The organism is Vibrio sp. SCSIO 43135 (genome assembly GCF_023716665.1).
Lineage (GTDB): Bacteria > Pseudomonadota > Gammaproteobacteria > Enterobacterales > Vibrionaceae > Vibrio > Vibrio paucivorans.
The window spans coordinates 462,939-489,616 of sequence record NZ_CP071859.1; the positions used below are offsets into that span (position 1 = coordinate 462,939).

20 protein-coding genes and 8 tRNA genes are annotated in these 26,678 nt (G+C 45.5%); 25 read left to right on the plus strand and 3 right to left on the minus strand.

Translation table 11 applies throughout. The features are described from left to right. Nucleotides 1-48 precede the first annotated feature (48 nt). The gene (rpoS, locus tag J4N42_RS02215) at nt 49-1,029 is read left to right on the plus strand and encodes an RNA polymerase sigma factor RpoS (RefSeq protein WP_252029431.1); all 981 of its coding nucleotides are present in this window, start codon (nt 49-51) and stop codon (nt 1,027-1,029) included. 71 nt (nt 1,030-1,100) lie between these two features. Here the strand turns inward: rpoS and mutS are convergent, their stop codons facing one another. Further along, a complete protein-coding gene (mutS, locus tag J4N42_RS02220; RefSeq protein ID WP_252029433.1) occupies nt 1,101-3,665 on the minus strand; it encodes a DNA mismatch repair protein MutS in 2,565 nt (854 codons plus the stop codon). An 85-nt stretch (nt 3,666-3,750) separates the two neighbouring features. Between mutS and pncC the strand changes: the two genes are divergently transcribed. From pncC to luxS, 23 genes are all read left to right on the plus strand, one after another. Next, nucleotides 3,751-4,242 (plus strand): nicotinamide-nucleotide amidase, encoded by a 492-nt coding sequence (gene pncC, locus J4N42_RS02225; RefSeq protein WP_252029437.1) that lies wholly within the window; start codon nt 3,751-3,753, stop codon nt 4,240-4,242. 187 nt (nt 4,243-4,429) lie between these two features. Then, on the plus strand, nt 4,430-5,470 hold the full coding sequence (gene recA / locus J4N42_RS02230) for a recombinase RecA (protein ID WP_252030768.1): 1,041 nt from the start codon (nt 4,430-4,432) through the stop codon (nt 5,468-5,470). A 97-nt stretch (nt 5,471-5,567) separates the two neighbouring features. Next, nucleotides 5,568-6,035 (plus strand): recombination regulator RecX, encoded by a 468-nt coding sequence (gene recX, locus J4N42_RS02235; RefSeq protein ID WP_252029439.1) that lies wholly within the window; start codon nt 5,568-5,570, stop codon nt 6,033-6,035. A gap of 169 nt (nt 6,036-6,204) precedes the next feature. Further along, the gene (alaS, locus tag J4N42_RS02240; protein WP_252029441.1) at nt 6,205-8,787 is read left to right on the plus strand and encodes an alanine--tRNA ligase; all 2,583 of its coding nucleotides are present in this window, start codon (nt 6,205-6,207) and stop codon (nt 8,785-8,787) included. A 194-nt stretch (nt 8,788-8,981) separates the two neighbouring features. Further along, a complete protein-coding gene (locus J4N42_RS02245; protein ID WP_252029443.1) occupies nt 8,982-10,169 on the plus strand; it encodes an aspartate kinase in 1,188 nt (395 codons plus the stop codon). Nucleotides 10,170-10,260: 91 nt separating this feature from the next. Next, entirely contained in the window at nt 10,261-10,458 is a 198-nt protein-coding gene (gene csrA / locus J4N42_RS02250; RefSeq protein WP_004415691.1) for a carbon storage regulator CsrA, read from the plus strand. 184 nt (nt 10,459-10,642) lie between these two features. Beyond that, nucleotides 10,643-10,735 (plus strand) — tRNA-Ser (locus tag J4N42_RS02255). Nucleotides 10,736-10,765: 30 nt separating this feature from the next. Continuing rightward, nucleotides 10,766-10,842 (plus strand) — tRNA-Arg (locus J4N42_RS02260). 28 nt (nt 10,843-10,870) lie between these two features. Then, nucleotides 10,871-10,963, plus strand: a tRNA-Ser gene (locus J4N42_RS02265). 81 nt (nt 10,964-11,044) lie between these two features. Continuing rightward, nucleotides 11,045-11,121: transfer RNA gene (locus J4N42_RS02270), tRNA-Arg, on the plus strand. A 63-nt stretch (nt 11,122-11,184) separates the two neighbouring features. Beyond that, nucleotides 11,185-11,261: transfer RNA gene (locus tag J4N42_RS02275), tRNA-Arg, on the plus strand. Between the two features lie 63 nt (nt 11,262-11,324). Beyond that, a tRNA-Arg gene (locus tag J4N42_RS02280) sits at nt 11,325-11,401 on the plus strand. 63 nt (nt 11,402-11,464) lie between these two features. Continuing rightward, nucleotides 11,465-11,541, plus strand: a tRNA-Arg gene (locus J4N42_RS02285). A gap of 63 nt (nt 11,542-11,604) precedes the next feature. Beyond that, nucleotides 11,605-11,681 (plus strand) — tRNA-Arg (locus J4N42_RS02290). 371 nt (nt 11,682-12,052) lie between these two features. Further along, complete coding sequence (locus tag J4N42_RS02295) at nt 12,053-12,316, plus strand: oxaloacetate decarboxylase subunit gamma (RefSeq protein ID WP_252029445.1); 264 nt, start codon at nt 12,053-12,055, stop codon at nt 12,314-12,316. A gap of 30 nt (nt 12,317-12,346) precedes the next feature. Then, nucleotides 12,347-14,131 carry a sodium-extruding oxaloacetate decarboxylase subunit alpha gene (gene oadA / locus J4N42_RS02300; protein ID WP_252029447.1) on the plus strand — a complete coding sequence of 595 codons (1,785 nt, stop codon included), beginning with the start codon at nt 12,347-12,349 and terminating at the stop codon, nt 14,129-14,131. 9 nt (nt 14,132-14,140) lie between these two features. Further along, nucleotides 14,141-15,271, plus strand: a complete 1,131-nt coding sequence (locus J4N42_RS02305; RefSeq protein WP_252029449.1) for a sodium ion-translocating decarboxylase subunit beta — start codon at nt 14,141-14,143, stop codon at nt 15,269-15,271. A gap of 155 nt (nt 15,272-15,426) precedes the next feature. Further along, complete coding sequence (locus J4N42_RS02310; protein ID WP_252029451.1) at nt 15,427-16,377, plus strand: NADP-dependent oxidoreductase; 951 nt, start codon at nt 15,427-15,429, stop codon at nt 16,375-16,377. Further along, nucleotides 16,371-16,832: a YqaA family protein gene (locus J4N42_RS02315; protein ID WP_252029453.1), complete on the plus strand. Its 462-nt coding sequence runs from the start codon at nt 16,371-16,373 to the stop codon at nt 16,830-16,832. The genes J4N42_RS02310 and J4N42_RS02315 overlap by 7 nt, the downstream gene beginning before the upstream one ends. A gap of 9 nt (nt 16,833-16,841) precedes the next feature. Next, nucleotides 16,842-19,700, plus strand: a complete 2,859-nt coding sequence (locus J4N42_RS02320) for a M16 family metallopeptidase (protein ID WP_252029455.1) — start codon at nt 16,842-16,844, stop codon at nt 19,698-19,700. A gap of 133 nt (nt 19,701-19,833) precedes the next feature. Beyond that, nucleotides 19,834-21,399: a glutamate--cysteine ligase gene (gshA, locus tag J4N42_RS02325; RefSeq protein WP_252029457.1), complete on the plus strand. Its 1,566-nt coding sequence runs from the start codon at nt 19,834-19,836 to the stop codon at nt 21,397-21,399. Between the two features lie 13 nt (nt 21,400-21,412). Then, nucleotides 21,413-22,024 carry a transglycosylase SLT domain-containing protein gene (locus J4N42_RS02330; RefSeq protein WP_503034757.1) on the plus strand — a complete coding sequence of 204 codons (612 nt, stop codon included), beginning with the start codon at nt 21,413-21,415 and terminating at the stop codon, nt 22,022-22,024. 35 nt (nt 22,025-22,059) lie between these two features. Next, nucleotides 22,060-22,578: an S-ribosylhomocysteine lyase gene (gene luxS / locus J4N42_RS02335; RefSeq protein WP_252029461.1), complete on the plus strand. Its 519-nt coding sequence runs from the start codon at nt 22,060-22,062 to the stop codon at nt 22,576-22,578. 67 nt (nt 22,579-22,645) lie between these two features. Here luxS and J4N42_RS02340 read toward each other — a convergent pair whose 3' ends face one another. Both J4N42_RS02340 and J4N42_RS02345 read right to left on the minus strand, forming a co-directional pair. Next, the gene (locus J4N42_RS02340) at nt 22,646-23,923 is read right to left on the minus strand and encodes an HlyC/CorC family transporter (protein ID WP_252029462.1); all 1,278 of its coding nucleotides are present in this window, start codon (nt 23,921-23,923) and stop codon (nt 22,646-22,648) included. A gap of 110 nt (nt 23,924-24,033) precedes the next feature. Then, nucleotides 24,034-24,828, minus strand: coding sequence for a cytochrome C assembly family protein (locus tag J4N42_RS02345; protein ID WP_252029464.1), 795 nt, complete (start codon nt 24,826-24,828; stop codon nt 24,034-24,036). A gap of 191 nt (nt 24,829-25,019) precedes the next feature. On the opposite strand from J4N42_RS02345, the gene ffh reads away from it, so the two are divergent. Next, complete coding sequence (gene ffh, locus J4N42_RS02350) at nt 25,020-26,405, plus strand: signal recognition particle protein (protein ID WP_252029466.1); 1,386 nt, start codon at nt 25,020-25,022, stop codon at nt 26,403-26,405. Nucleotides 26,406-26,678 lie beyond the last annotated feature (273 nt).

Genomic DNA, 26,678 nt, shown 5'->3' on the forward strand with positions numbered 1-26,678 from the left:
ACATTAAAGAAGTAGTAATGTCTTGCTAGCTCGCCAGGGGGAGGCGCTATGAGTATCAGCAATGCAGCAACGAAAGTCGAAGAGTTCGATTTAGAACAAACGGATATCAGTTCTGAAGAGAGCCAAACTACATCAAAAACTTCTACAGCTGAAGAAAGCAAAGAAGAGTTTGAAGTTTCCGCCAAAAGCCTTGATGCCACTCAATTGTATTTGGGTGAAATCGGTTTTTCTCCACTCCTAACCGCAGAAGAAGAAGTCTTATACGCTCGTCGAGCGCTACGAGGCGATGAAGCCGCACGTAAGCGTATGATCGAGAGTAACCTTCGTCTTGTGGTGAAAATCTCACGTCGTTACAGCAATCGTGGTCTTGCGTTACTTGATCTAATTGAAGAAGGTAACTTAGGCTTGATTCGCGCAGTTGAAAAGTTTGATCCAGAAAGAGGTTTCCGATTCTCTACCTACGCAACATGGTGGATCAGACAGACCATCGAACGTGCACTAATGAATCAAACGCGTACTATTCGCCTACCTATTCATGTGGTTAAAGAGCTGAATATCTACCTGCGTACAGCACGTGAGTTATCGCAAAAACTTGACCATGAGCCTACCGCAGAAGAAATTGCAACTAAGCTAGATAAACCAGTTGATGATGTAAGTAAAATGCTGCGACTGAATGAGCGCGTGAGTTCTGTGGATACACCAATTGGTGGCGATGGTGAAAAAGCGCTATTGGATATTATTCCAGATATCAACAACTCAGACCCAGAGGTTTCCACTCAAGACAATGACATTAAAGACTCCCTAATCCATTGGCTTGATGAACTAAACCCTAAACAAAAAGAAGTGCTAGCACGTCGTTTTGGATTACTGGGCTATGAGCCTTCAACGCTTGAAGAAGTAGGGCGTGAAATCAACCTAACTCGTGAGCGTGTACGTCAAATCCAAGTGGAAGGTTTACGCCGCTTAAGAGAAATCTTGATCAAACAAGGCTTGAACATGGAAAACCTGTTCAGCGTTGAAGATGAATAAGCGAAAAGGGTAGTAAAAAAGGTACTGATTTCAGTACCTTTTTTGTTTCTATTTTGTTTTATTAGGAGCGACTAAAGCAGTTTCTTTAGTCGGTAGAGTTCTTCTAATGCCTGACGTGGAGTGAGGTCATCCGGGTCGATATTCGCCAAGGCTTCTTCTACTTCACTTGGTTCAGGAATCAAGCTCAGTTGGTTAGCAATATCAACGTTACTACTGGTTGATGACGCATTCGGTTGTTGGCTGAGTTGCTCAAGCTGAGTGAGCTTACCTCGTGCATTCTTGATAACCGTTTTCGGCACACCTGCAAGCCCCGCAACCGCGAGACCATAAGATTTACTTGCCGCTCCTTCTTGAACAGCATGCATGAAAGCAATGCTGTCGCCATGTTCAACCGCATCTAGGTGAACATTTGCTAAGCTTGGTAGCTGATTTGGCAACTCTGTAAGCTCAAAGTAGTGAGTGGCGAATAAAGTCATAGCACCGATTTGGGTTGCTAGCCACTCTGCACTTGCCCAAGCTAGTGAAAGACCATCATAGGTGCTGGTGCCTCGGCCGATCTCGTCCATCAGAACCAAGCTATTTTCGGTAGCATTGTGCAGGATATTCGCGGTTTCAGTCATTTCAACCATAAAGGTAGAGCGACCAGAGGCTAAATCATCCGATGCACCAATTCGAGTGAAAATCCGATCAACCGAACCAATTGTCGCCGCTTCTGCAGGAACATAACAGCCTATGTGAGCCATTAGTGCAATCAGGGCCGTTTGACGCATGTACGTTGACTTACCCCCCATGTTTGGACCAGTGATGATCAACATTTTCCTTTGGCTATTAAGCTCAATTGGATTGGCAATAAATGGCTCATCCATGACCTGTTCTACTACTGGGTGGCGGCCAGCTTGAATGTGGATGCCTACTGTGGAACCGAGCTGAGGACGGCAGTAGTCCAATGTTTCTGCACGCTCTGCAAAGTTTTGTAGAACATCTAGCTGAGAAACAGCAGAGGCGAGGTTTTGCAGCTTCTCAAGGTTGGGTAGCAGTAAATCAAATAGTTCATCCCACAGTTTCTTCTCTAGTGCGAGCGCTTTTGAGCGTGAGTTGAGAACTTTGTCTTCATGTTCTTTTAGCTCTGGAATGATGTAGCGTTCCGCATTTTTTAGTGTTTGACGACGCACATAATGCGGCGGAACGAGATGACTTTGCCCACGGCTGACTTGAATGAAGAACCCGTGGACATTGTTATAGCCTACTTTGAGAGAATCTATTCCGTGGTGCTCACGTTCATCCGCTTCCAGTTTGTCTAGGTACTCTGTTGCGCCATCGGCCAGTTTACGCCACTCATCAAGTTCTGCGTTGTAACCTTCTGCAATCACGCCGCCATCACGAATAACAACGGGCGGATTATCTTTAATAGCGCGTTCGAGTAACTCACATACATCTTCATTTGGTGCCGCATATTGGGCGAGCTTGGTTAAATACGGGTGCTGAATGCTAGATAATGTGGTTTCAAGATCAGGCAGTTGTTGCAAGGCCTGGCGCAAACGAGCCATATCTCTTGGTCTTGCTGAGCGCAGTGCTAATCGAGCGAGTATGCGTTCAATATCCCCAATTTGCTTAAGTACCGGCTGCAGTTCAACAAATAGTGATTGGTCTTTCAGTTCTGAAATCGCATCGAGTCGTTGATTTAGCGTGTCTGTGCAGCGCATTGGCTGATGGAGCCAGCGCTTTAGCATACGGCTACCCATTGCGGTAGCTGTCTTGTCGAGCACTTCGGCGAGCGTGTTGTCACTACCACCAGACAAGTTTTGTGTGATCTCTAGGTTGCGGCGAGTCGCGGCATCAAGAATGACAGAGTGATCTTGGCGATCGAACGTTAACGAACGAATATGAGGCAGTGCGGTTCGCTGAGTATCTTTAACATATTGGATCAAACATCCAGCGGCACATAAGCCTAGCTTCGCGTGCTCGACACCAAAACCGACCAAGTCTTTAGTACCAAACTGCTGATTAAGTTGTTGTTTAGCAGTATCAAGTTCGAATTCCCATACTGGACGGCGGCGATTGCCGCTTCGGCCATTCATTAGTTGTACTGGTTCAAAATCTTCCGGGAAAAGCAGTTCGCGTGGAGCTGTGCGCTGTAACTCGGCCGCCATTGCTTCTTCTGTTTCTGGCTCTGTAAGTTGGAAACGGCCAGATGTTACGTCGAGAGTGGCGTAACCAAACTTACCTTGGTGATGGTAGATAGCAGCGATTAAGTTATCGACTCGCTCAGACAGCAGCGCTTCATCAGTCACCGTGCCAGGGGTAACAATACGCACGACTTTTCGTTCAACAGGGCCTTTGCTGGTAGCAGGATCGCCCACCTGCTCGCAGATAGCGACAGATTCCCCAAGTTGAACCAATTTAGCTAAATAACCTTCGACAGCATGGAAAGGGACCCCGGCCATAGGAATAGGCTCGCCAGCTGAAGCACCACGTTTGGTTAAAGAGATATCAAGTAACTGGGACGCTCGTTTTGCGTCATCGTAGAAAAGCTCATAGAAATCCCCCATACGATAGAACAGCAATATTTCTGGGTTTTCAGCTTTTAGCTTCAAGTATTGCTGCATCATTGGAGTGTGTTTTTGGTCGGCTTTCACGGCTAATATCTTTCGTTTATTGCAATTGCGGCTTAGGATACGTGAATCACTGTCACGCGAAAAGGTTCAAAGAGGTTTTTCAGACATGGAATCACATACACAACTCAGCCAAGAACTTGGCATGTTGCTGCTTCAAAAATCACAGGTCCTCACCACCGCAGAGTCTTGTACTGGTGGCGGTATTGCAACAGCGGTTACCGATATTGCAGGTAGCTCAGCTTGGTTTGACCGCGCGTTCATCACCTACAGTAACCAAGCAAAAGTAGATATGGTCGGAGTGAAGGAATCAACACTCGAGCAAGTCGGTGCTGTTAGTGAAAAGGTCGTAATAGAAATGGCACAGGGAGCTTTGCTTCATTCCAATGCTACGATTTCAGTGGCGGTCAGCGGTATTGCTGGACCAAGTGGTGGAAGTGAAGAAAAGCCTGTTGGTACAGTGTGTTTTGCTTGGGCTGATAACCAAGGGTGGCTAAAGGTTGAAACGTACTGTTTTCCAGGGGACAGAGCACAAGTTCGAGCCCAGACAGTGCGCCATGCTTTGCAGCAGCTCTCTCAGCACTTATCGTCAAGTTCATAACTTCAAACACATTTTTTGGAGGGTGAGCACTTCTTGGCAAAAAAAGTTTATACAGGTATAGACACTGTATGAATCAACAGTATAATGACAACCAATTAAAGACAAAACTGCATGCCTAGATTGCAGCTTTGTACAAAGAACATAATTGACATTCATCGATAAGCAGATGAATACATCGGAGAAAGTGATGGACGAGAACAAACAGAAGGCTCTGGCCGCAGCTTTAGGTCAGATCGAAAAGCAATTCGGTAAAGGTTCAATCATGCGCCTTGGTGATAACCGCACCATGGATGTTGAAACCATTTCAACAGGTTCACTTTCTCTTGATATTGCACTGGGTGCTGGTGGCTTGCCAATGGGCCGTATTTGTGAAATCTACGGACCAGAATCGTCAGGTAAAACGACACTTACTCTAGAGCTTATTGCTGCTGCTCAACGCGCAGGCAAAACGTGTGCATTTATCGATGCAGAGCACGCACTTGACCCAATTTATGCGAAGAAGCTAGGCGTGGATATTGATGCACTTCTTGTTTCTCAGCCAGACACTGGTGAGCAAGCACTAGAAATCTGTGATGCATTGGCTCGCTCTGGTGCGATTGACGTTATGGTTGTCGACTCGGTAGCGGCTCTAACACCTAAAGCAGAGATCGAAGGCGAAATGGGTGATAGCCACATGGGTCTTCAAGCGCGTATGCTTTCACAAGCAATGCGTAAGCTAACAGGTAATCTAAAGCAGTCAAACTGTATGTGTATCTTCATCAACCAAATTCGTATGAAGATTGGTGTGATGTTTGGTAACCCTGAAACAACCACGGGTGGTAATGCACTTAAATTCTACGCTTCAGTTCGTCTAGATATCCGCCGTACAGGCTCTATCAAAGAAGGTGATGAGGTGGTTGGTAATGAAACTCGTATCAAGGTTGTGAAGAACAAGATTGCGGCACCATTTAAGCAAGCTGAAACTCAGATCCTATATGGACAAGGCTTTAACCGCGAGGGTGAGCTGATTGATTTAGGTGTTAAGCACAAGTTGGTAGAAAAAGCAGGTGCTTGGTACAGCTACAATGGTGACAAGATCGGTCAAGGTAAAGCAAACGCAGGTAAATACCTACGTGAGAACCCAGAAGTGGCACAAACGATTGATAGCAAACTTCGTGAGATGCTATTAACGCCAGCGGTTGCTGATGAGCCTGAAACAGGTGAGATGCCAAAAGAAGAAGAGTTCTAAACTTCGACTTTATCTGTTCGTTTCATAACGACTGAGTTGAAAGCCCTGCATTGCAGGGCTTTACTGTATCTATCTTCCAAGCAAATTGCGTCACATCATGTACTATCGAAATACTCCACCAACATTGTCATCCAAAGAAGCTGCAATACAACTTCTTAGCCGGCGAGATCATGGCGAATATGAATTACAGCAAAAATTGGCACTGAAGGGTTATGACGACGATGCCATAGAAGAAGCACTACGCTTTTGCGCCGACCATAACTATTTAGATGACTTGCGTTACGCAAAAAGCCAAATTCGACAACATGTATACAAAGGCCACGGTGAGCGAAGAATTCGCCAAGAGCTGAATCAAAAACGCGTTTCGGAGTCGACCATTGATGAAGCGTTTTCTGAAGAGCCGCAAGATTGGTTTGAGTTAGCAAAAGCAGCGGCAGAGAAAAAATTCAAAGGCATTAAAGCGCAAGATCAAAAGGAATACGCCAAACAGGTGCGGTTCCTCCAATATCGAGGGTATAGCTTTGATCAAATTAGCTATGCACTAAGTGATGACACCGAAAGCTAATCACTTCCTACTTAATCCAATCTCTTCATATTGAAAAGCAGGCTCTACAGTAAATCGTTCAGAAAAGCAGTTTTGCCTGAACAATACGGCTTATCCGGGTAGCATCTAGCCGTAGCTTGGGTATACAATACAGCAAAATTCTAACTCGACTATTTTCAGGAAGAGCTGCATGTACATGAGCACTGATGAGGTTCGTAACGCGTTCCTCAAGTTCTTTGAGAGCAAAGGACACCAAATCGTAGACAGTTCATCGTTGGTTCCACATAACGATCCAACCCTGCTATTTACTAACGCAGGTATGAACCAATTTAAAGATTGCTTCTTAGGCGCCGAAAAACGTGCCTACACTCGAGCGACTACGGCTCAACGCTGTGTACGTGCTGGTGGTAAACACAACGATCTAGAGAATGTTGGTTTTACTGCTCGCCACCATACTTTCTTTGAAATGCTTGGTAACTTCAGCTTCGGTGATTACTTCAAAGAAGACGCAATTGCGTTTGCTTGGGAGTTCCTGACTAAGACACTTGGTCTACCAGAAGAGAAATTACTGGTTACAGTATACGAAACCGATGACGAAGCGTTCGAGATCTGGAACAAGAAAGTTGGCGTTCCTGCCGACAAGATCGTTCGTATTGGCGACAAAGAAGGTGGTAAGAAGTTCGAATCAGATAACTTCTGGACAATGGGCGATACAGGTCCTTGTGGCCCATGTACTGAAATCTTCTACGATCACGGTGAGCACATTTGGGGTGGCCGCCCAGGTACGCCTGAAGAAGATGGTGATCGCTTCATCGAGATCTGGAACAACGTATTCATGCAGTTCAACCGTCATGCTGATGGCACGATGGAGCCACTACCTAAGCCTGCTGTTGATACAGGTATGGGTATCGAGCGGATCTCTGCAATCATGCAAGGCGTTCACTCAAACTACGAAATCGATGTATTCCAAAAGCTAATTAAAGCGACGGCTGAGGTTGTAGGTCACGACGATCTATCAAACCAGTCTCTACGCGTTATTGCTGACCACATCCGTTCTTGTTCATTCCTAATTGCTGATGGCGTTATGCCTTCAAACGAAGGTCGTGGTTACGTACTTCGTCGTATTATCCGTCGTGCAGTTCGCCACGGTAACAAGCTAGGTGCACAAGGCGTATTCTTTCACAAACTTGTGGGTGTATTGGCTGAAGTAATGGGCAGCGCTGCTGAGGAGCTCAAGAAGCAGCAAGCGGTTGTTGAAAAAGTACTTCGTATTGAAGAAGAGAACTTTGGCCGTACGTTAGAGCGTGGCATGGTCATTCTTAACGAAGCACTGGACGCACTTGAAGGTAAAGAGCTAGACGGCGAAACCGTTTTCAAGCTTTACGATACTTACGGCTTCCCTGCTGACTTAACTAACGATGTAGCGCGTGAGCGTGAGTTTACGATCGATGAAGCGGGCTTTGAAAAGGCGATGGAAGAGCAGCGTCAACGCGCTCGTGAAGCTGGGCAATTCGGTACTGATTACAACGCGACGATCAAATCTGACGTCGATTCTGATTTCTGTGGTTACACAGGTACAGAGGGCAAGAGCACTGTAGCGGAAATCTTTGTAGAAGGTGAAGCGGCTGAATCTCTATCTGCTGGTGATAAAGCGATTATCATCCTTGGGGAAACGCCATTCTATGCAGAGTCAGGTGGTCAGTGTGGTGACGCGGGTGTACTAAAAACTGAATCTGGTGTATTCAAAGTTGAAGACACTCAGAAGCTTGGTAACGCAATTGCGCACCACGGCGTTCTAGCTGAAGGTGTTTTAGCTAAAGGTGATGAAGTTGAAGCGGTTGTAGATGCAGAGCGTCGCGCTGCTATCTCTCTAAACCACTCTGCAACGCACTTACTTCACGCTGCTCTACGCCAAGTACTTGGTGAGCATGTTGCTCAGAAAGGTTCGCTTGTTAAACCAGAAAACCTACGTTTTGACTTCTCGAACCTAGAAGCGGTAACGCCAGCGGAACTGAAAGAAGTTGAGCGCCTAGTGAATGCTCAAGTTCGTCGCAACCACGTGATTGAAACTAACATCATGGACATCGAGTCTGCTAAGCAGAAAGGTGCAATGGCACTATTCGGTGAGAAATACGATGATGAAGTTCGCGTGCTGTCTATGGGCGAGTTCTCAACTGAGCTTTGTGGTGGCATCCACGCTTCAAACACGGGTGACATTGGCCTGTTCAAAATCACTTCTGAAGGTGGTATTGCTGCAGGTATTCGTCGTATTGAAGCTGTAACAGGTGAAGCTGCGCTCGATGCTATTGAACAACAACAAGCGAAGTACGAAGAAAAGCTTGTTGAATCTGCGCAAAAAGCGAAATCGCTAGAGAAAGAAATTCAGAAACTTAAAGACAAGATGGCTGCAGCAGAGAGTGCAAACATCTTGGGTAAAGTTCAGGAAATCAATGGTACGAAAGTGTTGGTTGCAGCTCTTGAAGGTGCAGATAACAAGAACCTACGTACTATGGTTGATGACATTAAGAATCAAGTGGGTAGCGGCGTAATTCTTCTTGCCAACATCAATGGTGACAAGATTGGCTTGATTGCCGGTGTAACTAAAGACCTAATTGGTAAAGTGAAAGCGGGTGACTTGGTTAAGATGGTTGCTGAGCAAGTCGGCGGTAAAGGCGGTGGCCGCCCAGATATGGCGCAAGCGGGCGGTACTGATGTTGCAGCTCTGCCAGATGCGATTCAATCTGTTCAGCCTTGGCTGGAAGAGCGTCTATAGCGCAGTAGCGAAGACTTAATGAAACTCGATGCCCAATCATTTTTGATTGGGCATAATTTATTTTAGTCTCGCAAATATTAGTTTTATTTCAGTAAATCTTGTGTCTACACAATGTTTGCAAAAAGTTTGGCGCGGCATAATGTGCCAAAAGAAACAATCAATGAAAGACTTTGGTCTTGGGAAGGTGAAGACTGGTGAAAAAGCCCCTTATCGTGCAAAAGTTCGGTGGAACGTCTGTAGGCTCAATAGAGCGTATTGAAAATGTCGCAGAACAGATCATTAAGGCGAAGAATGACGGTAATCAGGTCGTAGTTGTAGTCTCTGCGATGTCTGGAGAAACAAACAGATTAATGGACCTTGCAAAGCAGGTGGATGATGTACCGTGTGCAAGAGAGTTGGATGTACTGCTTTCTTCGGGCGAACAGGTATCTATGGCCTTATTGGCCATGATGCTTAGTAAGCTAGGACACCCGGCGCGTTCTTTGACCGGTGGCCAGGCCCATATCATTACCGACGGTCAGCATAATGATGCAACGATTAAACACATTGATACTAAAGTGATAAAAGACCTGCTGGCACAGGAGCAGATTGTCATTGTCGCTGGATTCCAAGGTATCAATGACAATGGGGATATCACCACTCTTGGTCGTGGTGGTTCAGATACTAGCGCTGTTGTCTTAGCTGGCGCTTTAGCCGCTGATGAGTGTCAGATTTTTACTGATGTTGATGGCGTTTACACTTCTGATCCGCGTGTTGTACCTTCGGCTCAAAAGATGGAAGTGATTGATTTCCCATCAATGACTGAAATGGCTCGTAAGGGGGCGAAAGTCCTGCACCTACCATGTGTTGAATTTGCTTGGTCAAACAACTTACCTCTGCGTGTATTATCTTCATTTACGCCGAGTCAAGGGACGTTAGTGACGGGAGAGGTAGGGGATAAGCCTGTCGTTGGGATTGCTATTCAACGCGAGATGTCATTGATTCACATAGATAATACTTATCTGTCCAGTATCCAAAAACAGTGTCAAATGCTTGGTATTGCGATTTGGAATGTGATCGAGCATCCAGAACGGGCAGGCATCGTGATAAAACGCGACGCAAACGCCAAGTTGTCACTGGTTTTCGGTGACAAAATCCGTAATAGTGAAGAGGTAAGCTTGTTAACAACTGTCGGGTTACAAGCGAAAGGACTTAAAGATCATGCTCATGAACTGCTTTGTCAGCAAGATGTCTCGGTGAGTCATATATCAACAACAGATCGAACGTTGGTATTTGTGGTGTTACCAAATTGTGTCGACAAAGCGGCTAACATACTGCATGATGCATACATTACTGAAAGCGAAGCATTCGATTGCCAGCAAAAACATGCGTTTTTGGGTTGATTTTGATCATTTAGGCAGTTTACGAAAATATAACTTTTGTTAGATAATGGCTTCGTAGCAGATAAAACAGAGATTACTCAAGGAGCAAAGAATGCTAATTTTGACTCGCCGTGTTGGCGAAACCCTTATGATCGGTGATGAAGTGACTGTGACAGTTCTTGGTGTTAAAGGTAACCAAGTACGCATCGGTGTGAACGCGCCAAAAGAGGTATCTGTTCACCGTGAAGAAATTTACATGCGCATTCAGGCTGAAAAAGGTAATGGTAACGTTGCATCAGGCAACTACTAATTACTCGAGAGAGGCTAGCGATTTGCTAGCCTTTTTTATGTCTGTAAGGCACAGAGAATGAACAAAAAGTGTGAATTCACACCGCTTTGATTAAATACCCAACGGTTAATAGTTTTTTTGTTATTTTTGCCAAGAAAGTGTTTGACATATTTTTGGTAAATCGTAATATGTGCCTCCGCAAGACGGTGAGGTGGCCGAGAGGCTGAAGGCGCTCCCCTGCTAAGGGAGTATACGGTTTGTAGCCGTATCGAGGGTTCGAATCCCTCCCTCACCGCCATTCTTGCAACGCTTAGAAATAAGCAAATGCGCGTCCTTAGCTCAGCTGGATAGAGTACCTGGCTACGAACCAGGCGGTCGGAGGTTCGAATCCTCCAGGACGCGCCATATTCTTTTTAGTACAGAATATGATTGCGGTGAGGTGGCCGAGAGGCTGAAGGCGCTCCCCTGCTAAGGGAGTATACGGTTTGTAGCCGTATCGAGGGTTCGAATCCCTCCCTCACCGCCATTCTTTATGAATGGTTAAGTTGACCTTTGGTCAATTTTTTTGTTCTAAAAGAAATTAAATGTGATATAGTTCACAACCCGTGCGTCCTTAGCTCAGCTGGATAGAGTACCTGGCTACGAACCAGGCGGTCGGAGGTTCGAATCCTCCAGGACGCGCCACTTATTCAAGGGTGAAAACCCTGATACTGACGATTGGTTTCAATCGTTGATATCGAAATCTGCGCGTCCTTAGCTCAGCTGGATAGAGTACCTGGCTACGAACCAGGCGGTCGGAGGTTCGAATCCTCCAGGACGCGCCACTTATTCAAGGGTGAAAACCCTGATACTGATGATTGGTTTCAATCGTTGATATCGAAATCTGCGCGTCCTTAGCTCAGCTGGATAGAGTACCTGGCTACGAACCAGGCGGTCGGAGGTTCGAATCCTCCAGGACGCGCCACTTATTCAAGGGTGAAAACCCTGATACTGATGATTGGTTTCAATCGTTGATATCGAAATCTGCGCGTCCTTAGCTCAGCTGGATAGAGTACCTGGCTACGAACCAGGCGGTCGGAGGTTCGAATCCTCCAGGACGCGCCACTTATTCAAGGGTGAAAACCCTGATACTGATGATTGGTTTCAATCGTTGATATCGAAATCTACGCGTCCTTAGCTCAGCTGGATAGAGTACCTGGCTACGAACCAGGCGGTCGGAGGTTCGAATCCTCCAGGACGCGCCACTATTACAAAGCCTCGCAATTGCGAGGCTTTTTTGTATTTAACATTTTATTATCATTTTTGTAACTTTAATATTACAACTTGTTGTTTTTTAAAGTATCTTTTCGATTTCCTATCCATCTCTCACTATTCATGTCAAATCTTCATTATCTTGGAGATATCACCTAGTTAATCTCTCTATATAGGCCGAATATTTCAGAGTTATGTGATTTCTGTGACGAAATTATCACCAGATCTGTGTTTTCTCCTTAAGACTCCCTTAAACAAAATTGACAAACTTTTACCAATCGAGATAATCCTAGACCACTTGCCTGGACATTTGAGGTCCAACTCTCGGCAAAGTGTTGTCAGGATGACAAAGAAAGGAAGCAACATGACAAATATTGGAAGCCTGCTAGGAGATGCAGCAACCCTTATGGTTACGGGGATGGCTGTCGTCTTTATTTTCCTCACAATTCTTGTATATCTCGTTCGGTTAATGTCAAAACTGGTACCAGAAGAAGTACCTGAACCGCTCAAGACAAATACACCCATTCAAAATAATAAAGTTCAATCAAACCCTTCTGCTGTTAGCCCAAAGGTAGTGGCGGCGATTTCCGCTGCGGTACATCAATATCGTACCTCTACTGCGAAATAGCATTTAAAGGATTAAAAGGAGTTAATGAGCATGTCTAAACCACTAGCTATTACAGATGTGGTCCTTCGTGATGCCCATCAATCACTGTTTGCTACGCGCATGCGTATCGAAGATATGTTGCCAATTGCGGCAGAACTGGACAAGGTCGGTTACTGGTCCCTTGAAACATGGGGCGGAGCAACATTCGATTCGTGTATCCGTTTCTTAGGCGAAGACCCTTGGGAGCGTCTACGTGAGCTAAAGAAAGCAATGCCAAATACGCCGATGCAGATGTTATTGCGCGGCCAGAATCTACTGGGCTACCGTCACTATGCTGATGATGTGGTCGAAAAGTTTGTCGAGCGTGCTCATGCTAATGGGATGGATGTGTTCCGTATCTTTGATGCGATGAATGATGTTCGCAATTTCCAAAAAGCAGTAAAAGCGGCTGTTGATGTTGGTGCTCATGCTCAAGGCACCTTGTCTTACACTACAAGTCCTGTACATAATTCTGATACCTGGGTGGACCTTGCTAAGCGTCTAGAAGATCTAGGCTGTCACTCGCTTTGTATCAAAGATATGTCTGGCCTTCTGAAGCCATATGAAGCAGAAGAGCTGATCACTCGTATTAAGGCTTCTTGTGATGTCCCACTGGCTCTTCATTGTCATGCGACGACAGGTCTATCAACGGCGACGGCGGTTAAGGCCGTTGAAGCTGGAATTGATATTCTTGATACCGCAATTTCTTCTATGAGCTGTACATACGGCCATACGCCAACAGAAACAGTGGTAGCAATGCTTGAAGGTACAGAGCGTGATACCAACCTGAAACTCGATCAAATTGAACCTATTGCTGCCTACTTCCGCGAGGTGCGTAAGAAGTATGCTAAGTGGGAAGGACAGCTAAAAGGGGTCGATTCACGCATCCTAATTGCTCAAGTCCCAGGTGGCATGTTGACGAACATGGAAGGTCAACTTAAGGAGCAAGGTGCTGCAGATCGCCTAGATGAAGTATTGGAAGAGATCCCACGCGTGCGCGAAGATTTAGGCTTTATTCCACTTGTTACTCCTACTTCTCAGATTGTTGGTACCCAAGCTGTGATAAACGTGCTAACTGGTGAGCGTTATAAGAGCATCACCAAAGAGACGGCGGGTCTATTAAAAGGCGAGTATGGTGCTGCACCTGCTGAACTCAATGCTGAGCTACAAGCAAAAGTACTTGATGGGGCGGAAGCGATCACTTGTCGTCCGGCCGATTTATTGGAGTCTGAATTAGATACTTTGACTACTGAGCTGTTAGAAAAAGCGAAGTCGGAAGGCATCTCTTTGGCGGAAGACACGGTAGATGATGTATTAACTTATGCCTTGTTCCCACAAGTTGGTTTGAAGTTCCTTAAGAATCGTCGTAACCCAGATGCATTCGAACCAGCTCCAGGAGTTGAAGACAAAGTGGAAGCAACTCCGGCTGCTGTGCCTGCTTCGGGTAGCATCGAAAGTTATAGCGTCAAGGTTGATGGTCAAGTTTATGATGTGGAAGTGGGCCCTCAAGGTCAATTGACGTCTGTTGCTCCAGCTGCGGCTAACCCAGCACAAGCTCCTGCTCCAGCTGCACCTGCTGGTAATGCAGAGGCGGTACCGGCACCTCTAGCAGGTAACATCTTTAAAGTGAACGTCCAAGCGGGCAATCAAGTTGCAGAAGGGGATGTGCTTTTGATCCTTGAAGCGATGAAGATGGAAACCGAAGTACGTGCCGCGCGTGGTGGCATTGTGCAAGATCTGCATGTTAAAGAAGGCGACTCCGTGACGGTGGGTGCGCCTCTGTTGAGCTTGGCGTAAGGAAGTACCATGGAAGGATTGATGACCTTATGGTCAGAAACAGGGATCGCCAACTTTGAATTCGGCCAGATCTGTATGATCTTGGTGGGATGTACTCTGCTGTTTTTGGCTATTCGTAAGGGTTTTGAACCCTTACTGCTTTTGCCTATAGGCTTTGGTGCTGTTTTAGCAAACATCCCTAATGCCGGTTTTACAGAGCCAGGTGGGTTGCTTTACTACGTTTATTATGTAGGTATCGAATCCGGTATCTTCCCACTGCTTATCTTTATGGGTGTTGGTGCGATGACGGACTTCGGAGCGCTTATCGCTAACCCTAAAACGTTATGGTTAGGCGCTGCAGCGCAGTTTGGTATTTTTGCGACCTTGTTTGGTGCGATTTTGCTTAACTATGTACCGGGTATGGAATTTAGTATGCCTGACGCTGCATCGATCGCTATTATTGGTGGTGCAGATGGTCCGACTGCTATCTTCTTAGCCAGCCAGTTATCTCCTGACTTGTTAGGGGCTATCGCGGTTGCTGCATACAGCTACATGGCATTAGTTCCTATCATTCAGCCACCAATTATGAAAGCGCTGACTTCACCAGAAGAACGCAAGATACAAATGGCGCAATTACGTCATGTGAGTAAAGGTGAAAAAATCCTTTTCCCACTAGCTGTATTGCTGATGACTATCTTGTTCTTACCGTCTGCGACACCGCTGGTTGGGATGTTCTGTCTGGGTAACCTAATGCGTGAAGCTGGTGTGGTTGATCGTTTATCGAAAACCGCTCAGAACGAGTTGATCAACATCGTTACTATTTTCTTGGGTCTTGGTGTGGGTTCAAAGCTACAAGCTGAAGAGTTTCTGAACGTTGAAACCTTGGGTATCTTGGCTCTGGGTGCGGTAGCGTTCAGTATTGGTACTGCTGGTGGTGTATTGATGGCTAAGCTACTCAATAAACTATCAAAAGAGGATATTAACCCACTCATTGGTGCAGCAGGTGTATCTGCAGTTCCTATGGCGGCTAGGGTTGTAAACAAGGTTGGGTTAGAGGCTAACCCGCAGAACTTCCTATTAATGCATGCAATGGGGCCAAATGTGGCAGGTGTACTTGGTTCAGCGGTTGCGGCAGGTATTTTGTTAGCCTTAGTCGGTTAGGGTATTAGCGGTTGGTAAGAGTATCTATTGGCTTCAATTTCAGTCAATTGATGGTTAAATTGCGAGCCAATAGTTAACTAAATCGAAAGAAATGTTATATATTCAAAGGGATGCTAGTGCATCCCTTTATTTTTTATCAATAGGGAAATATCGAAATGGAAAACAAGCAAATCGCTATTACCAAGTTTGGTGGACCAGAAGTCTTAGCTGTACAAAGTGCCTCAGTGCCAGAACCGAAAGCAGGCGAGGTTATTGTCAAAGTAGCGTTTTCAGGTGTTAACCCCATTGATGTAAAAACTCGAGCAGGCCTAGGGTGGGCTGCCTCTCAAAATAAAGATAAACTCCCTTGGGTTCCTGGCTACGATGTGTCAGGGCAAGTGGTGGCGTGCGGCGAGGCTGCTGAACGTTTTAATCAAGGCGATAATGTTGCAGGCTTTATCGGCTTCCCATTGCAAGGTGGTGGCTACAGCCAGTATGTTTCGGTACCCGAAAATGAGCTGAGCCTAGTACCCGATGCCGTGACTCTAGAAGCAGCTGCTGTGCTCCCTTTAGCTGGTCAAACTGCAGCGCAAGCCTTAAATAAGGCCGAAGTCAAAGAAGGCGATAGAGTGCTGATTCTTGCCGGTGCTGGTGGGGTTGGCCACCTTGCAGTGCAAATTGCGGTGGCGGCTAAAGCTGAGGTTTATACCACCTGCAGCGAGCGCAATTTAGATTACATGGCCACTCTTGGTGCCCATGCCATTAACTATCAATTTGCACCAGCCTCTGAACGAGTAGAGGAAGTGGATGTACTGATTGATTTAGTAGGTGGGGATGCCGCTCTGGATGCACTTAAGTGCCTCAAAGATGGCGCGCGCGTTGTGACTGTTCCAACCCTTTCTGCCGAGCTGATTTGCGAAAAAGCTAAGTTATTGGGCTTTGAAGCCACAGGAATGCTGGTAGACCCAAATCCTGAGCAACTCGACACAATGCTTTATATGGTGAGTGTTGGTTTGCTTAAAACTGAAATTCAAACCGTGTACCCTATGACGGATGTTGTGACTGCACATGAACAAGTCGAAACGGGGCACACCAGAGGCAAGGTACTACTTGATATGCAGTGTTAGAGTTTTTCAATTCTCTTTTCGAAAGTGTCGCACTATGGTTTTCCGATTCAGCATTATGGGTACTCTTTCTTAGCGGTTTCTTAAGTGCAACACTTCTTCCTGGGGGCTCAGAGGCAAGCTTAATCGCTACCCTGAGCCTTCAGCAGTTTTCTACGTTATCCATTATTTTAATAGCGACTATTGGTAATACCTTAGGTGGGATGACCAACTATTGGTTGGGCTTATGGCTACCAAATAGAACTCAATCAGAAAAGCATGGTCATAAAGCTTTGAAGTGGCTCAATAAGCATGGCTATTGGGCACTGTTTTTTAGTTGGTTGCCTGTCATCGGTGATCCACTTTGTTTAGCAGCTGGATGGCTAAGAATGAAATTCTTGCCATGTTTTGTCTTTATTTTGATTGGTAAACTGCTCCGGTATAGTTTACTAGCTGCAATATTTCACGGTTTTTTCTAAGGAGATGTCATGAGAAAAATTTGGCTAGGTACGTTTTCTCTTATTGCACTGTACGGGTGCTCGACTTCCAACGTACCCTCCGATTCGCTCTTCTCTTCACTTCCAGAGGGAGTGACCTTAGTTGAGGAAGTTAAGCCTCAGCCTGGTAAGGTCATGATCCCTTACTCTAAGTATCAACTTGCTAACGGGTTGACCGTTATCTTGTCTCCTGATCACTCAGATCCTTTAGTCCATGTTGATGTGACTTACCATGTAGGATCTGCACGCGAAGAAATAGGCCGTTCAGGCTTTGCTCACTTCTTTGAACACATGATGTTCCAAGGGAGTGAAAACGTGGGTGATCAAGAGCACTTCCGTATCATCACAGAAGCGGGAGGGACCTTAAATGGCACAACTAATCGAGACCGAACTAACTACTTTGAGACTGTACCGTCTAACCAACTAGAAAAAATGTTGTGGTTGGAATCGGATCGTATGGGCTTTTTGCTTGACGCAGTATCGCAACGAAAATTTGAGATACAGCGTGACACCGTGAAAAACGAGCGTGCGCAAAACTACGACAATCGACCATATGGCTTGATGTGGGAAAGAATGGGTGAGGCGATGTATCCAGAAGGTCACCCATATTCTTGGCAAACTATCGGGTATGTTGAGGATCTTGACCGAGTAGATGTTAACGACCTAAAAGACTTCTTCCTACGTTGGTATGGCCCTAACAATGCGGTCTTGACTATCGGTGGTGATATCGATGTTGATCAAACATTAGAGTGGATCAACAAGTACTTTGGCTCGATCCCGAAAGGGCCTGATGTCGAAAAAGCGCCTAAGCAGCCAGCGGTATTGCCAGAAGATCGCTATGTCACTTTAGAAGACCGTATTCAGCAACCTATGGTGCTGGTCGGTTGGCCAACAACATATCGTGGCCAAGAGCAGCAAGCGTCTATCGATGCCCTAGCCAATGTGCTGGGTAATGGTGCCAACAGCATGCTGTATCAAAACCTGGTAAAAACTCAGAAAGCCGTTGATGCGGGAGCATTCCAAGACTGTGCCGAGCTAGCGTGTACTTTCTATGTTTATGCTATGGCACCTTCTGGCGGAGAAGAGGGCTTAGAGCCTCTGTACCAAGAGTTAATGACAACCTTAGATGAATTCGCCAGCCAAGGTGTCGCTCAAGAGCGACTTGAGCAGATCAGTGGCATGGCAGAAGCTAATGCTGTGTTTGCCTTGCAAAGTGTTCGCGGGAAAGTGACTCAGTTAGCGTCGAATCAGACTTTCTATCAGCAACCAGATCGCATTCAAACTCAGTTGGAACAGCTACGTGCCGTATCTCCTGATTCGGTCATGCAGGCTTACCAAGATTTCATTAAAGGTAAAAACAAAGTTACCTTAAGCGTTGTCCCAAGAGGGCAAACTCAAATCGCAGTCAAAGAAGCCAACTTCGTTACTCCTGTGAGAGAGCTGCCTAAATATGACAAAATAACCGACGATCAACTCGTTGTTCGCCGTGCAGTAGATAATTTTGATCGTTCTGTGATGCCTCAAGTCGCGGAAGGGGTAAAGGCACAGATGCCTAAGCTGTACGAATTGTATTTCGATAATGGTATCGAGCTACTGGGCACCCAGACCTCAGAGACACCCACAGTACAAATCGAAATTCGCTTACCAGCTGGAGAACGTCAGGCACCTCGAGGAAAAGAAGGCCTTGCGAACTTAACGGCTTCATTGATGGAAGAAGGCAGCACTGAACGAAGCCTCGAAGAGCTTAAAGCAGAGCTCGATAAACTGGGGAGTTTAGTGAGTGTAGGTGCGGGTTCTTATACGACCAATATTAGTATCTCTACGTTAGAGAAAAACCTAACGCAAACATTAGCGATTGTTGAAGAGGTACTCTTTAAGCCAGCATTTGAGCAAAATGACTTTGATCGCCTAAAACGACAAATGTTGGAAGGGACGATTTACCAGCACCAAAAGCCAAGTTGGTTAGCTTCTCAAGCAACACGACAAGTACTATTTGGTAATTCGATTTTCTCTCGTTCAAGCGATGGAACCAAAGCATCGATCGAAAGCTTAACGTTGGACGATGTGAAAAACTTTTATGCGAAAAACTACACGCCTCACGGTGCGCAGGTTGTCGTTGTTGGAGACATCAACCGCAGCGCAATTAAACATGAGTTGGCGTTTCTAGAAGAGTGGAGGGGCGAAGCTGCACCCTTGCTGCGTCCACAAGTCGTAGCGCCACTAGGCGAACAGACAATCTACCTAGTCGATAAACCAAGTGCACCGCAAAGTGTGGTTCGTTTAGTTAGGCAAGGGTTGCCGTTTGATGCAACGGGTGAAACTTACCTTACTCAGCTGACAAACTTTAACTTAGCCGGCAATTTTAACAGTAGAATTAACCAGAACCTACGTGAAGACAAGGGTTACACCTATGGAGCCAGCGGTTATTTAGCAGCCAATAGAGAAGTGGGGGCGATTGTGTTCAGCGCTCAAGTGAGAGCTGATGCGACCATTCCTTCTATTATTGAGATGAAAAGTGAGATGGCTCAGTTTGCTCAAGAAGGGCTGACAGACGAAGAGGTGGACTTTATGCGTTTGGCAGTGGGTCAACAGGATGCATTGAAATACGAGACACCTTCTCAGAAGGCGTCGTTACTGAGCAGCATTTTGACCTACAATCTGGATGAAGACTATCTGCGTCAGAGAAATCGAATTGTGGATACTGTTTCTAAGTCAACGCTAGATAAGCTGGCCAGCAAATGGTTTAACCCAAATGACTATCAAATTATCGTAGTTGGTGACGCGAAGAGCTTAAAGCCACAATTGGAAAAACTGGATATTCCCGTTCAAGAGCTTGAAATCGAGCAGTAGTGAACACATCTATTAGAGGCGGCTAATGGTCGCCCTAATTTTATCCATTGTTTGTCTGTCATCTCTACTTGCTCTATGCGTACTTTAGAGCGAGTATTGACCCTCAAACACATAAATATAAGTGAACTTCATTTTGACTGACTTTGCTGCTCGGCTAAATTCATTAGCCCAAAAGAATGACGTGTTTAAGCAATATGGCCGTGGTGTAGAGCGTGAGACTTTGCGTTACCATCAAAATGGCAAGCTGGCGATGACGCCACACCCAGAAGGGCTAGGCTCAGCTTATTCAAATGAATGGATCACAACCGATTTCTCTGAATCTTTACTCGAATTCATCACACCGGTTTCCAACGATGTTGAGACTCTACTTGCTCAGTTGAAAGATGTGCACCACTTTACTCAAACGAAATTGGGCGAAGAAAAGCTCTGGCCAATGTCTATGCCTTGTTTTGTGAGTGCAGAAGATGACATCAACCTAGCTCAATATGGCAGCTCTAACTCAGCCAAAATGAAAACGCTGTATCGAGAAGGGCTAAAGCGTCGCTATGGTAGCCTGATGCAGATTATTTCGGGTGTTCACTTTAATTTTTCCTTCCCTGAGAGTTTTTGGGATGCGTTATTCGGAGAACAAGGGGAGCAAGACCGCCAAGAGAGTAAGTCAGAGGCCTATTTTGGTCTTATCCGAAACTACTACCGTTTTGGCTGGCTGATTCCATACTTTTTCGGTGCTTCTCCAGCATTATGTGGCTCATTTATTCAAGGTCGCGAAACTAAGCTACCATTTGAAAAAATCAATCAGACTTTATATTTACCAAAAGCAACATCGCTTCGCTTAAGTGATTTAGGCTATACCAACAGTGCGCAAAGTGTGCTGAAAATTGGTTTTAATAGCCTAGACCAGTACCTTGAAGGGCTTAATAAAGCGATCCGTACTCCGTCTGAAGAGTTTGCCAAAATTGGTGTGAAGGTTGATGGTGAGTATCGCCAGTTAAATAGCAATGTTCTTCAGATTGAAAATGAACTCTATGCACCTATCCGTCCTAAACGTGTTGCGAAGAATGGTGAAAAACCGTCTGAAGCTCTGGAGCGTGGCGGTGTGGAGTACATTGAAGTGCGTTCATTGGATGTTAACCCATTCAGCTCGATCGGTATAACTGATGAGCAAGTACGCTTCCTTGATCTATTTTTGACTTGGGCAACGTTAACCGACTCCGAGCCGATGGATGATTGTGAGTTAGAGTGCTGGCGTGATAATTGGAACAAAGTCATCGTCGAAGGGCGTGAAATTGGACTCGAGTTGAAGATAGGTTGTCATGGTGAGCGTTTATCGCTGCAAGCTTGGGCCAAAAGGGTATTCCAAGATCTTAGCCAAATTGCTGAAATGATGGATGCACAGCAAGGTGGAACCGCTTACCAAGATGTATGCGAAAAACTGAGCTCATGGATTGATAACCCAGAATTGACCATTTCTGGTCAATTGCTAGAACTAACCAAGCAGCATAATGGTTTGGGCCCAGTAGGCTGTGAACTAGGTAAACAATACCGAGATGAGCACCTGACACACCAGTATCAAGTGTATTCACAGCAGCAAATGGAAGATGAAGTTGTGCGCTCGCGCCTTGCCCAAACAGAGCAAGAGAATGCTGATACCATCGACTTTGATACCTTCTTAGACCAATATTTTGCGTACTTGAAGTAGAAGCAGAGTGAGTATCAACGTCAATTGGAAAAATGTGTCGCTTGCGACGGCTGGGCTACTGTTGTTGTCCGGCTGTGCGACAGCGCCCCCAAAGAATCAAGATAACATTTGTGAGATCTTTCGCGAACACTCGGGCTGGTACGAAGATGCGCTAGATATGCAAGAAGAGTGGGGAACCCCTATTCACGTTGCGATGGCGTTCATTAAGCAGGAAAGCAGCTTCCGACACGATGCTCGCCCACCGAAAGACTATATTTTAGGCTTTATACCTTGGGGGAGAGTGAGCAGCGCGTATGGTTATGCGCAGGCTCAAGATCCCGCTTGGGAAGATTTTCAAAAAGCGACTGACCAAGGTGGTTCTCGAACTAATTTTGATGACTCAATGATGTTTGTTGGTTGGTATACCAGTGAGACACAAAAGCAATTGGGGATATCGAAATGGGACCCTTACAATCAGTATCTGGCGTATCATGAAGGTCGCGGCGGTTATAAGCGTAAAAGCTACCAATCTAAGCCTTCATTGATCAAAATTGCTCGGAAAGTCGAGCAGCAAGCAAAAAACTACGGCTGGCAACTTAAACAATGTCAGCAAGAATTAGAAGACAATCGTAGTTGGTTCTTTTAAAGCCAACCAAATGTACTCAATCAGGGAGAAGAGCAATGCCACTATTAGATAGTTTTACCGTTGACCACACACGAATGAATGCTCCAGCGGTACGCGTTGCGAAAACAATGCAAACCCCTAAAGGCGACACTATCACTGTGTTCGACTTACGTTTCACTGCACCAAACAAAGATATTTTGTCTGAAAAAGGCATTCATACTTTAGAGCACTTGTATGCAGGCTTTATGCGTAACCACTTAAACGGTGACCAAGTAGAAATCATTGATATTTCTCCAATGGGGTGTCGTACGGGTTTCTACATGAGTTTGATTGGTACGCCGGGTGAAGATCAAGTAGCAGCTGCGTGGCTAGCGGCAATGGAAGACGTGCTGAAAGTAGAAAGCCAGAACAAGATCCCAGAGCTAAACGAATACCAATGTGGTACGGCGGCAATGCATTCACTTGAAGAAGCGAAAGCTATCGCTAAAGCCATCATTGAAGCAGGTATTTCTGTGAATCAAAATGATGAACTGGCGCTTCCTGAATCAATGCTGAAAGAGTTAAAAGTCGATTAATCTCAGTTTGCGTAGTGTGAATATTGAAAAGGCCTTGATGAAATCATCAAGGCCTTTTTTATTGAAATCAATGTTTGGTCTCACGCAAGCGAGGGAAGACTTTTACCAACTTAATACGGTTTTCTTCCAGTTCAACAATCTCCATAGGGTGCTTCGCTACCTGAACACTTAAATGACTCTCGGGAATGTCTTCTAGGTGCTCCAAGATCAAACCGTTAAGCGTTCTTGGACCATCGGTAGGCAACTTCCACTTCAGACCTTTGTTGATATCGCGAATGTTAGCACTGCCTTCGATCAAGAAGCTGCCGTCGCCTTGGGGGATAATTTCTTCGGAAAGGCTTGGAGCAATTGAAGTGGTAAATTCACCAACAATCTCTTCTAGAATATCTTCCAAAGTGACTAAGCCGTTAATGTCACCGTATTCATCGACAATCAGACCTATGCGCTCTTTGTTGCGTTGAAACTTCAGCAACTGAACGTTCAATGGTGTACTTTCTGGGATGAAGTACACTTCGTCTGCTGCTCGAAGTAACGTTTCTTTATTAAACTCGTTTTTCTCCAACATCAGACGATATGCTTCACGTAGCCTGAGCATTCCCACTACTTCATCGATTTGATCTCGGTACAGTACGATGCGGCCATGAGGTGAGTGAGTGAGCTGACGAACAATCGATTTCCAGTCGTCGTTGATATCGATACCTGTAATCTCATTGCGTGGCACCATGATGTCGTTAACCGTCACATGCTCTAAATCCAAAATCGACACCAACATATCTTGGTGGCGACGAGGGATTAAGCTACCTGCTTCATTTACAACGGTACGCAGCTCTTCTGAGCTGAGGTGATCATCATCGTCATGATTAGCTTTTACACCAATTAAGCGGATAAAACCGTTGGTGATGAAGTTAACCAGAAGAACCAGTGGCGATAGCAGTTTCATGAGAATGCCAAGCAGGATGCTGCTGGCGTAGGAAACGCGCTCTGGATATAAAGAAGCGATAGTTTTTGGTGTGACTTCGGCAAATACCAGTACGATTAAGGTGAGAGCACCGGTAGCAATAGCAACACCAAGGTCGCCGTATAAACGCATACCTAGAATGGTTGCGATAGCAGAGGCGAGAATGTTAACGAGGTTATTGCCAATTAGGATTAGGCCGATCAAGCGATCTGGGCGACGAAGGAGCTTTTCTACTCGTCGAGCTCCCTTGTGGCCAGTATTAGCTAAATGTTTTAGGCGGTAGCGGTTAAGAGACATCATCCCTGTCTCAGAACCCGAAAAGTATCCAGAAATTACGATTAAGCCGGCGAGTATAGCGAACAATAAACCCGTGGAAATGTCATCCAAAACTGTGCTTGTCCTTGTTATGTGTTGGTTAATATATGACCGATAATGGTCTTGATGTCAATGGATTAGCAAAATGAACAATAAGGAGCTTATGCTCCTTATTCTAGTGATCAAGTGAGAATGATTTCACGCACAAAGCGACTACCAAAGTAGGCCAATGTTAATAGGGTTGCGCCAGCAACGGCAAACCAAGTGACTTTACGCCCTCGCCAACCTTTACGGTAGTGTCCCCAAAGTAGTACCGAGTAAACAATCCAAGCGATCAGAGATAAAATTCCTTTGTGTGCCTTGCCTTGCGCAAACATATCTTGGACAAACACAAAACCGGTGAGCAACGTACCTGTCAAAAGTAGGTTACCGATAAGGATGATCTTGAAAAGCTGCCTTTCCACCATCATTAAGGGAGGTAGATTAGGATTAATCGCCAGCGCTTTCTTTGTTTTTAGTTTGTGGTCAAGCCAAGCAAGTTGCAAAGCGTAGAGTGCACCAATAGTCAGCGTTGAATATGAAAATAGCGCCAATGAGATGTGGAACAGTAGCTTAGGTGCATTTTCTAAATGGGTAATGAAAGTGCTTGGCAAAAACGCCGCGGCAATTAGGTTAATAGCCGCAAAGCTAAAGACGACAGGAAGTAAGAACCACAAACGCGTTTTTAGCATTGCAGTACTCATAACCAGTGAAATAATGAAGCTGATTAACGAGGCAACATTCAGGATACTTAAGTTTTGTCCGCTGCCATCCAAAATAAGATCGCTAAGCAACCAGCCGTGAAACGCCAATGCCAAAGCCGCACTAACCAAGACGGTTTTCGCGCGAATACCGGTTTGATGTACTAAGCCAGGAACTATGGTTGCGATAGCAAAGGTGTAAAGCATTGCTGCAGCAACGGCGAATAAGTTATCCATTTCTTTCACAAAGTTGTTAGTCTCGTGCTGGAATTATACCTTGCATCAAGCGCTTGGGCTATCTTAGATCCCGATCCAATTGCAAGAGATGAGAGATTAAAACTGTCGTTGCTTAGCAGAACGGGTATAACTGGCGGGTTGGCTATTGTATACTCACCGTAATTTATCGCCTTATAGCGAAGAGTAGAAAGATGTTTGAGAATTTAACGGATCGATTATCCAGTACGCTGAAAAATATCAGCGGCAAAGGTCGTCTGACCGAAGACAATATTAAAGATACCTTACGCGAAGTACGTATGGCTTTGTTAGAAGCCGACGTTGCACTGCCTGTTGTTCGCGATTTTGTTAAGCGCGTTAAAGAAGGCGCTGTTGGTGTTGAAGTATCTAAGTCGCTAACGCCGGGACAAGAGTTTATTAAGATTGTTCAAGCTGAGCTTGAAGCAGTGATGGGTGAGTCTAATGAAGCGCTCAACCTAGCGGCTCAGCCGCCTGCTGTTATCTTAATGGCTGGTCTGCAAGGTGCGGGTAAAACAACCAGTGTCGGTAAACTATCTAAGCTTCTTACAGAGCGTGATAAAAAGAAAGTGCTGGTGGTTTCTGCCGACGTATATCGCCCTGCAGCGATCAAACAGCTAGAAACGCTAGCGGCGGATGTGGGCGTTGATTTCTTCCCATCTTCTGCTAATCAAAAGCCAATCGATATCGCTAATGCAGCAATCGATCATGCTAAGAAAAAATTCTACGATGTTCTTCTTGTCGATACCGCAGGTCGTTTAGCGGTTGACGAAGAAATGATGGCAGAGATTCAAGATCTGCATAACGCAATTACTCCAGTAGAAACTCTGTTTGTTGTTGATGCAATGACAGGTCAAGATGCTGCCAATACCGCCAAAGCGTTTGGTGATGCACTGCCTTTGACTGGTGTTATCTTAACTAAAGTTGATGGTGATGCCCGTGGTGGTGCTGCACTTTCGGTTCGTCACATCACAGGTAAACCAATTAAGTTCTTGGGTGTGGGTGAAAAAACCGATGCACTAGAACCATTCCACCCTGATCGTGTCGCATCACGTATTCTTGGTATGGGTGACGTACTGTCGCTTATCGAAGATTTACAACGTAATGTTGATACTGAGAAAGCAGAAAAACTGGCGAAGAAGTTTAAAGAGAAGAAAGGCTTCGATCTAGAAGACTTCCGTGAGCAACTTGGCCAGATGCAGAACATGGGCGGCATGATGGGCATGATGGATAAGCTGCCAGGTATGAGCAACTTACCAGACAACGTCAAAGATAAAGTCGATGACAAGATGTTCAAGCAAATGGAAGCCATCATCAATTCAATGACGATGAAAGAGCGCCAACGCCCTGAACTTATCAAGGGTTCACGTAAAAAGCGTATTGCTGCAGGTTCCGGTACTCAGGTTCAAGATGTTAACCGCCTGCTGAAGCAGTTCACTCAGATGCAGAAGATGATGAAGAAAATGCAGAAGGGTGGCATGAAAGGCATGATGCGCAATATGCAAGGCATGATGGGTGGTATGGGCGGAATGGGTGGTGGTTTTAACCCGTTTGGTCGTTAATCCACGTATTCATCGCTGAGCTATCAGATGATAAAAGAGCGTAACTCTGCGGGAGTTACGCTCTTTGATTTTTTAAGGGCGGGTTGAGTCAATCTTTATTTTCAACCTGTTAGCTGAGTCACAAACTACAATCGCTATTTGTGGTGGTGAAAAAATAGCTAAAACCCTTGCAAAGACTTGGAATAAGAGTAAAATTCCGAGGCTTTATTTTGGCACGAGACCCCAAATCGACTATTTATAGACGGTTTCTGGGGTTAATTTTATTTTTGAGAA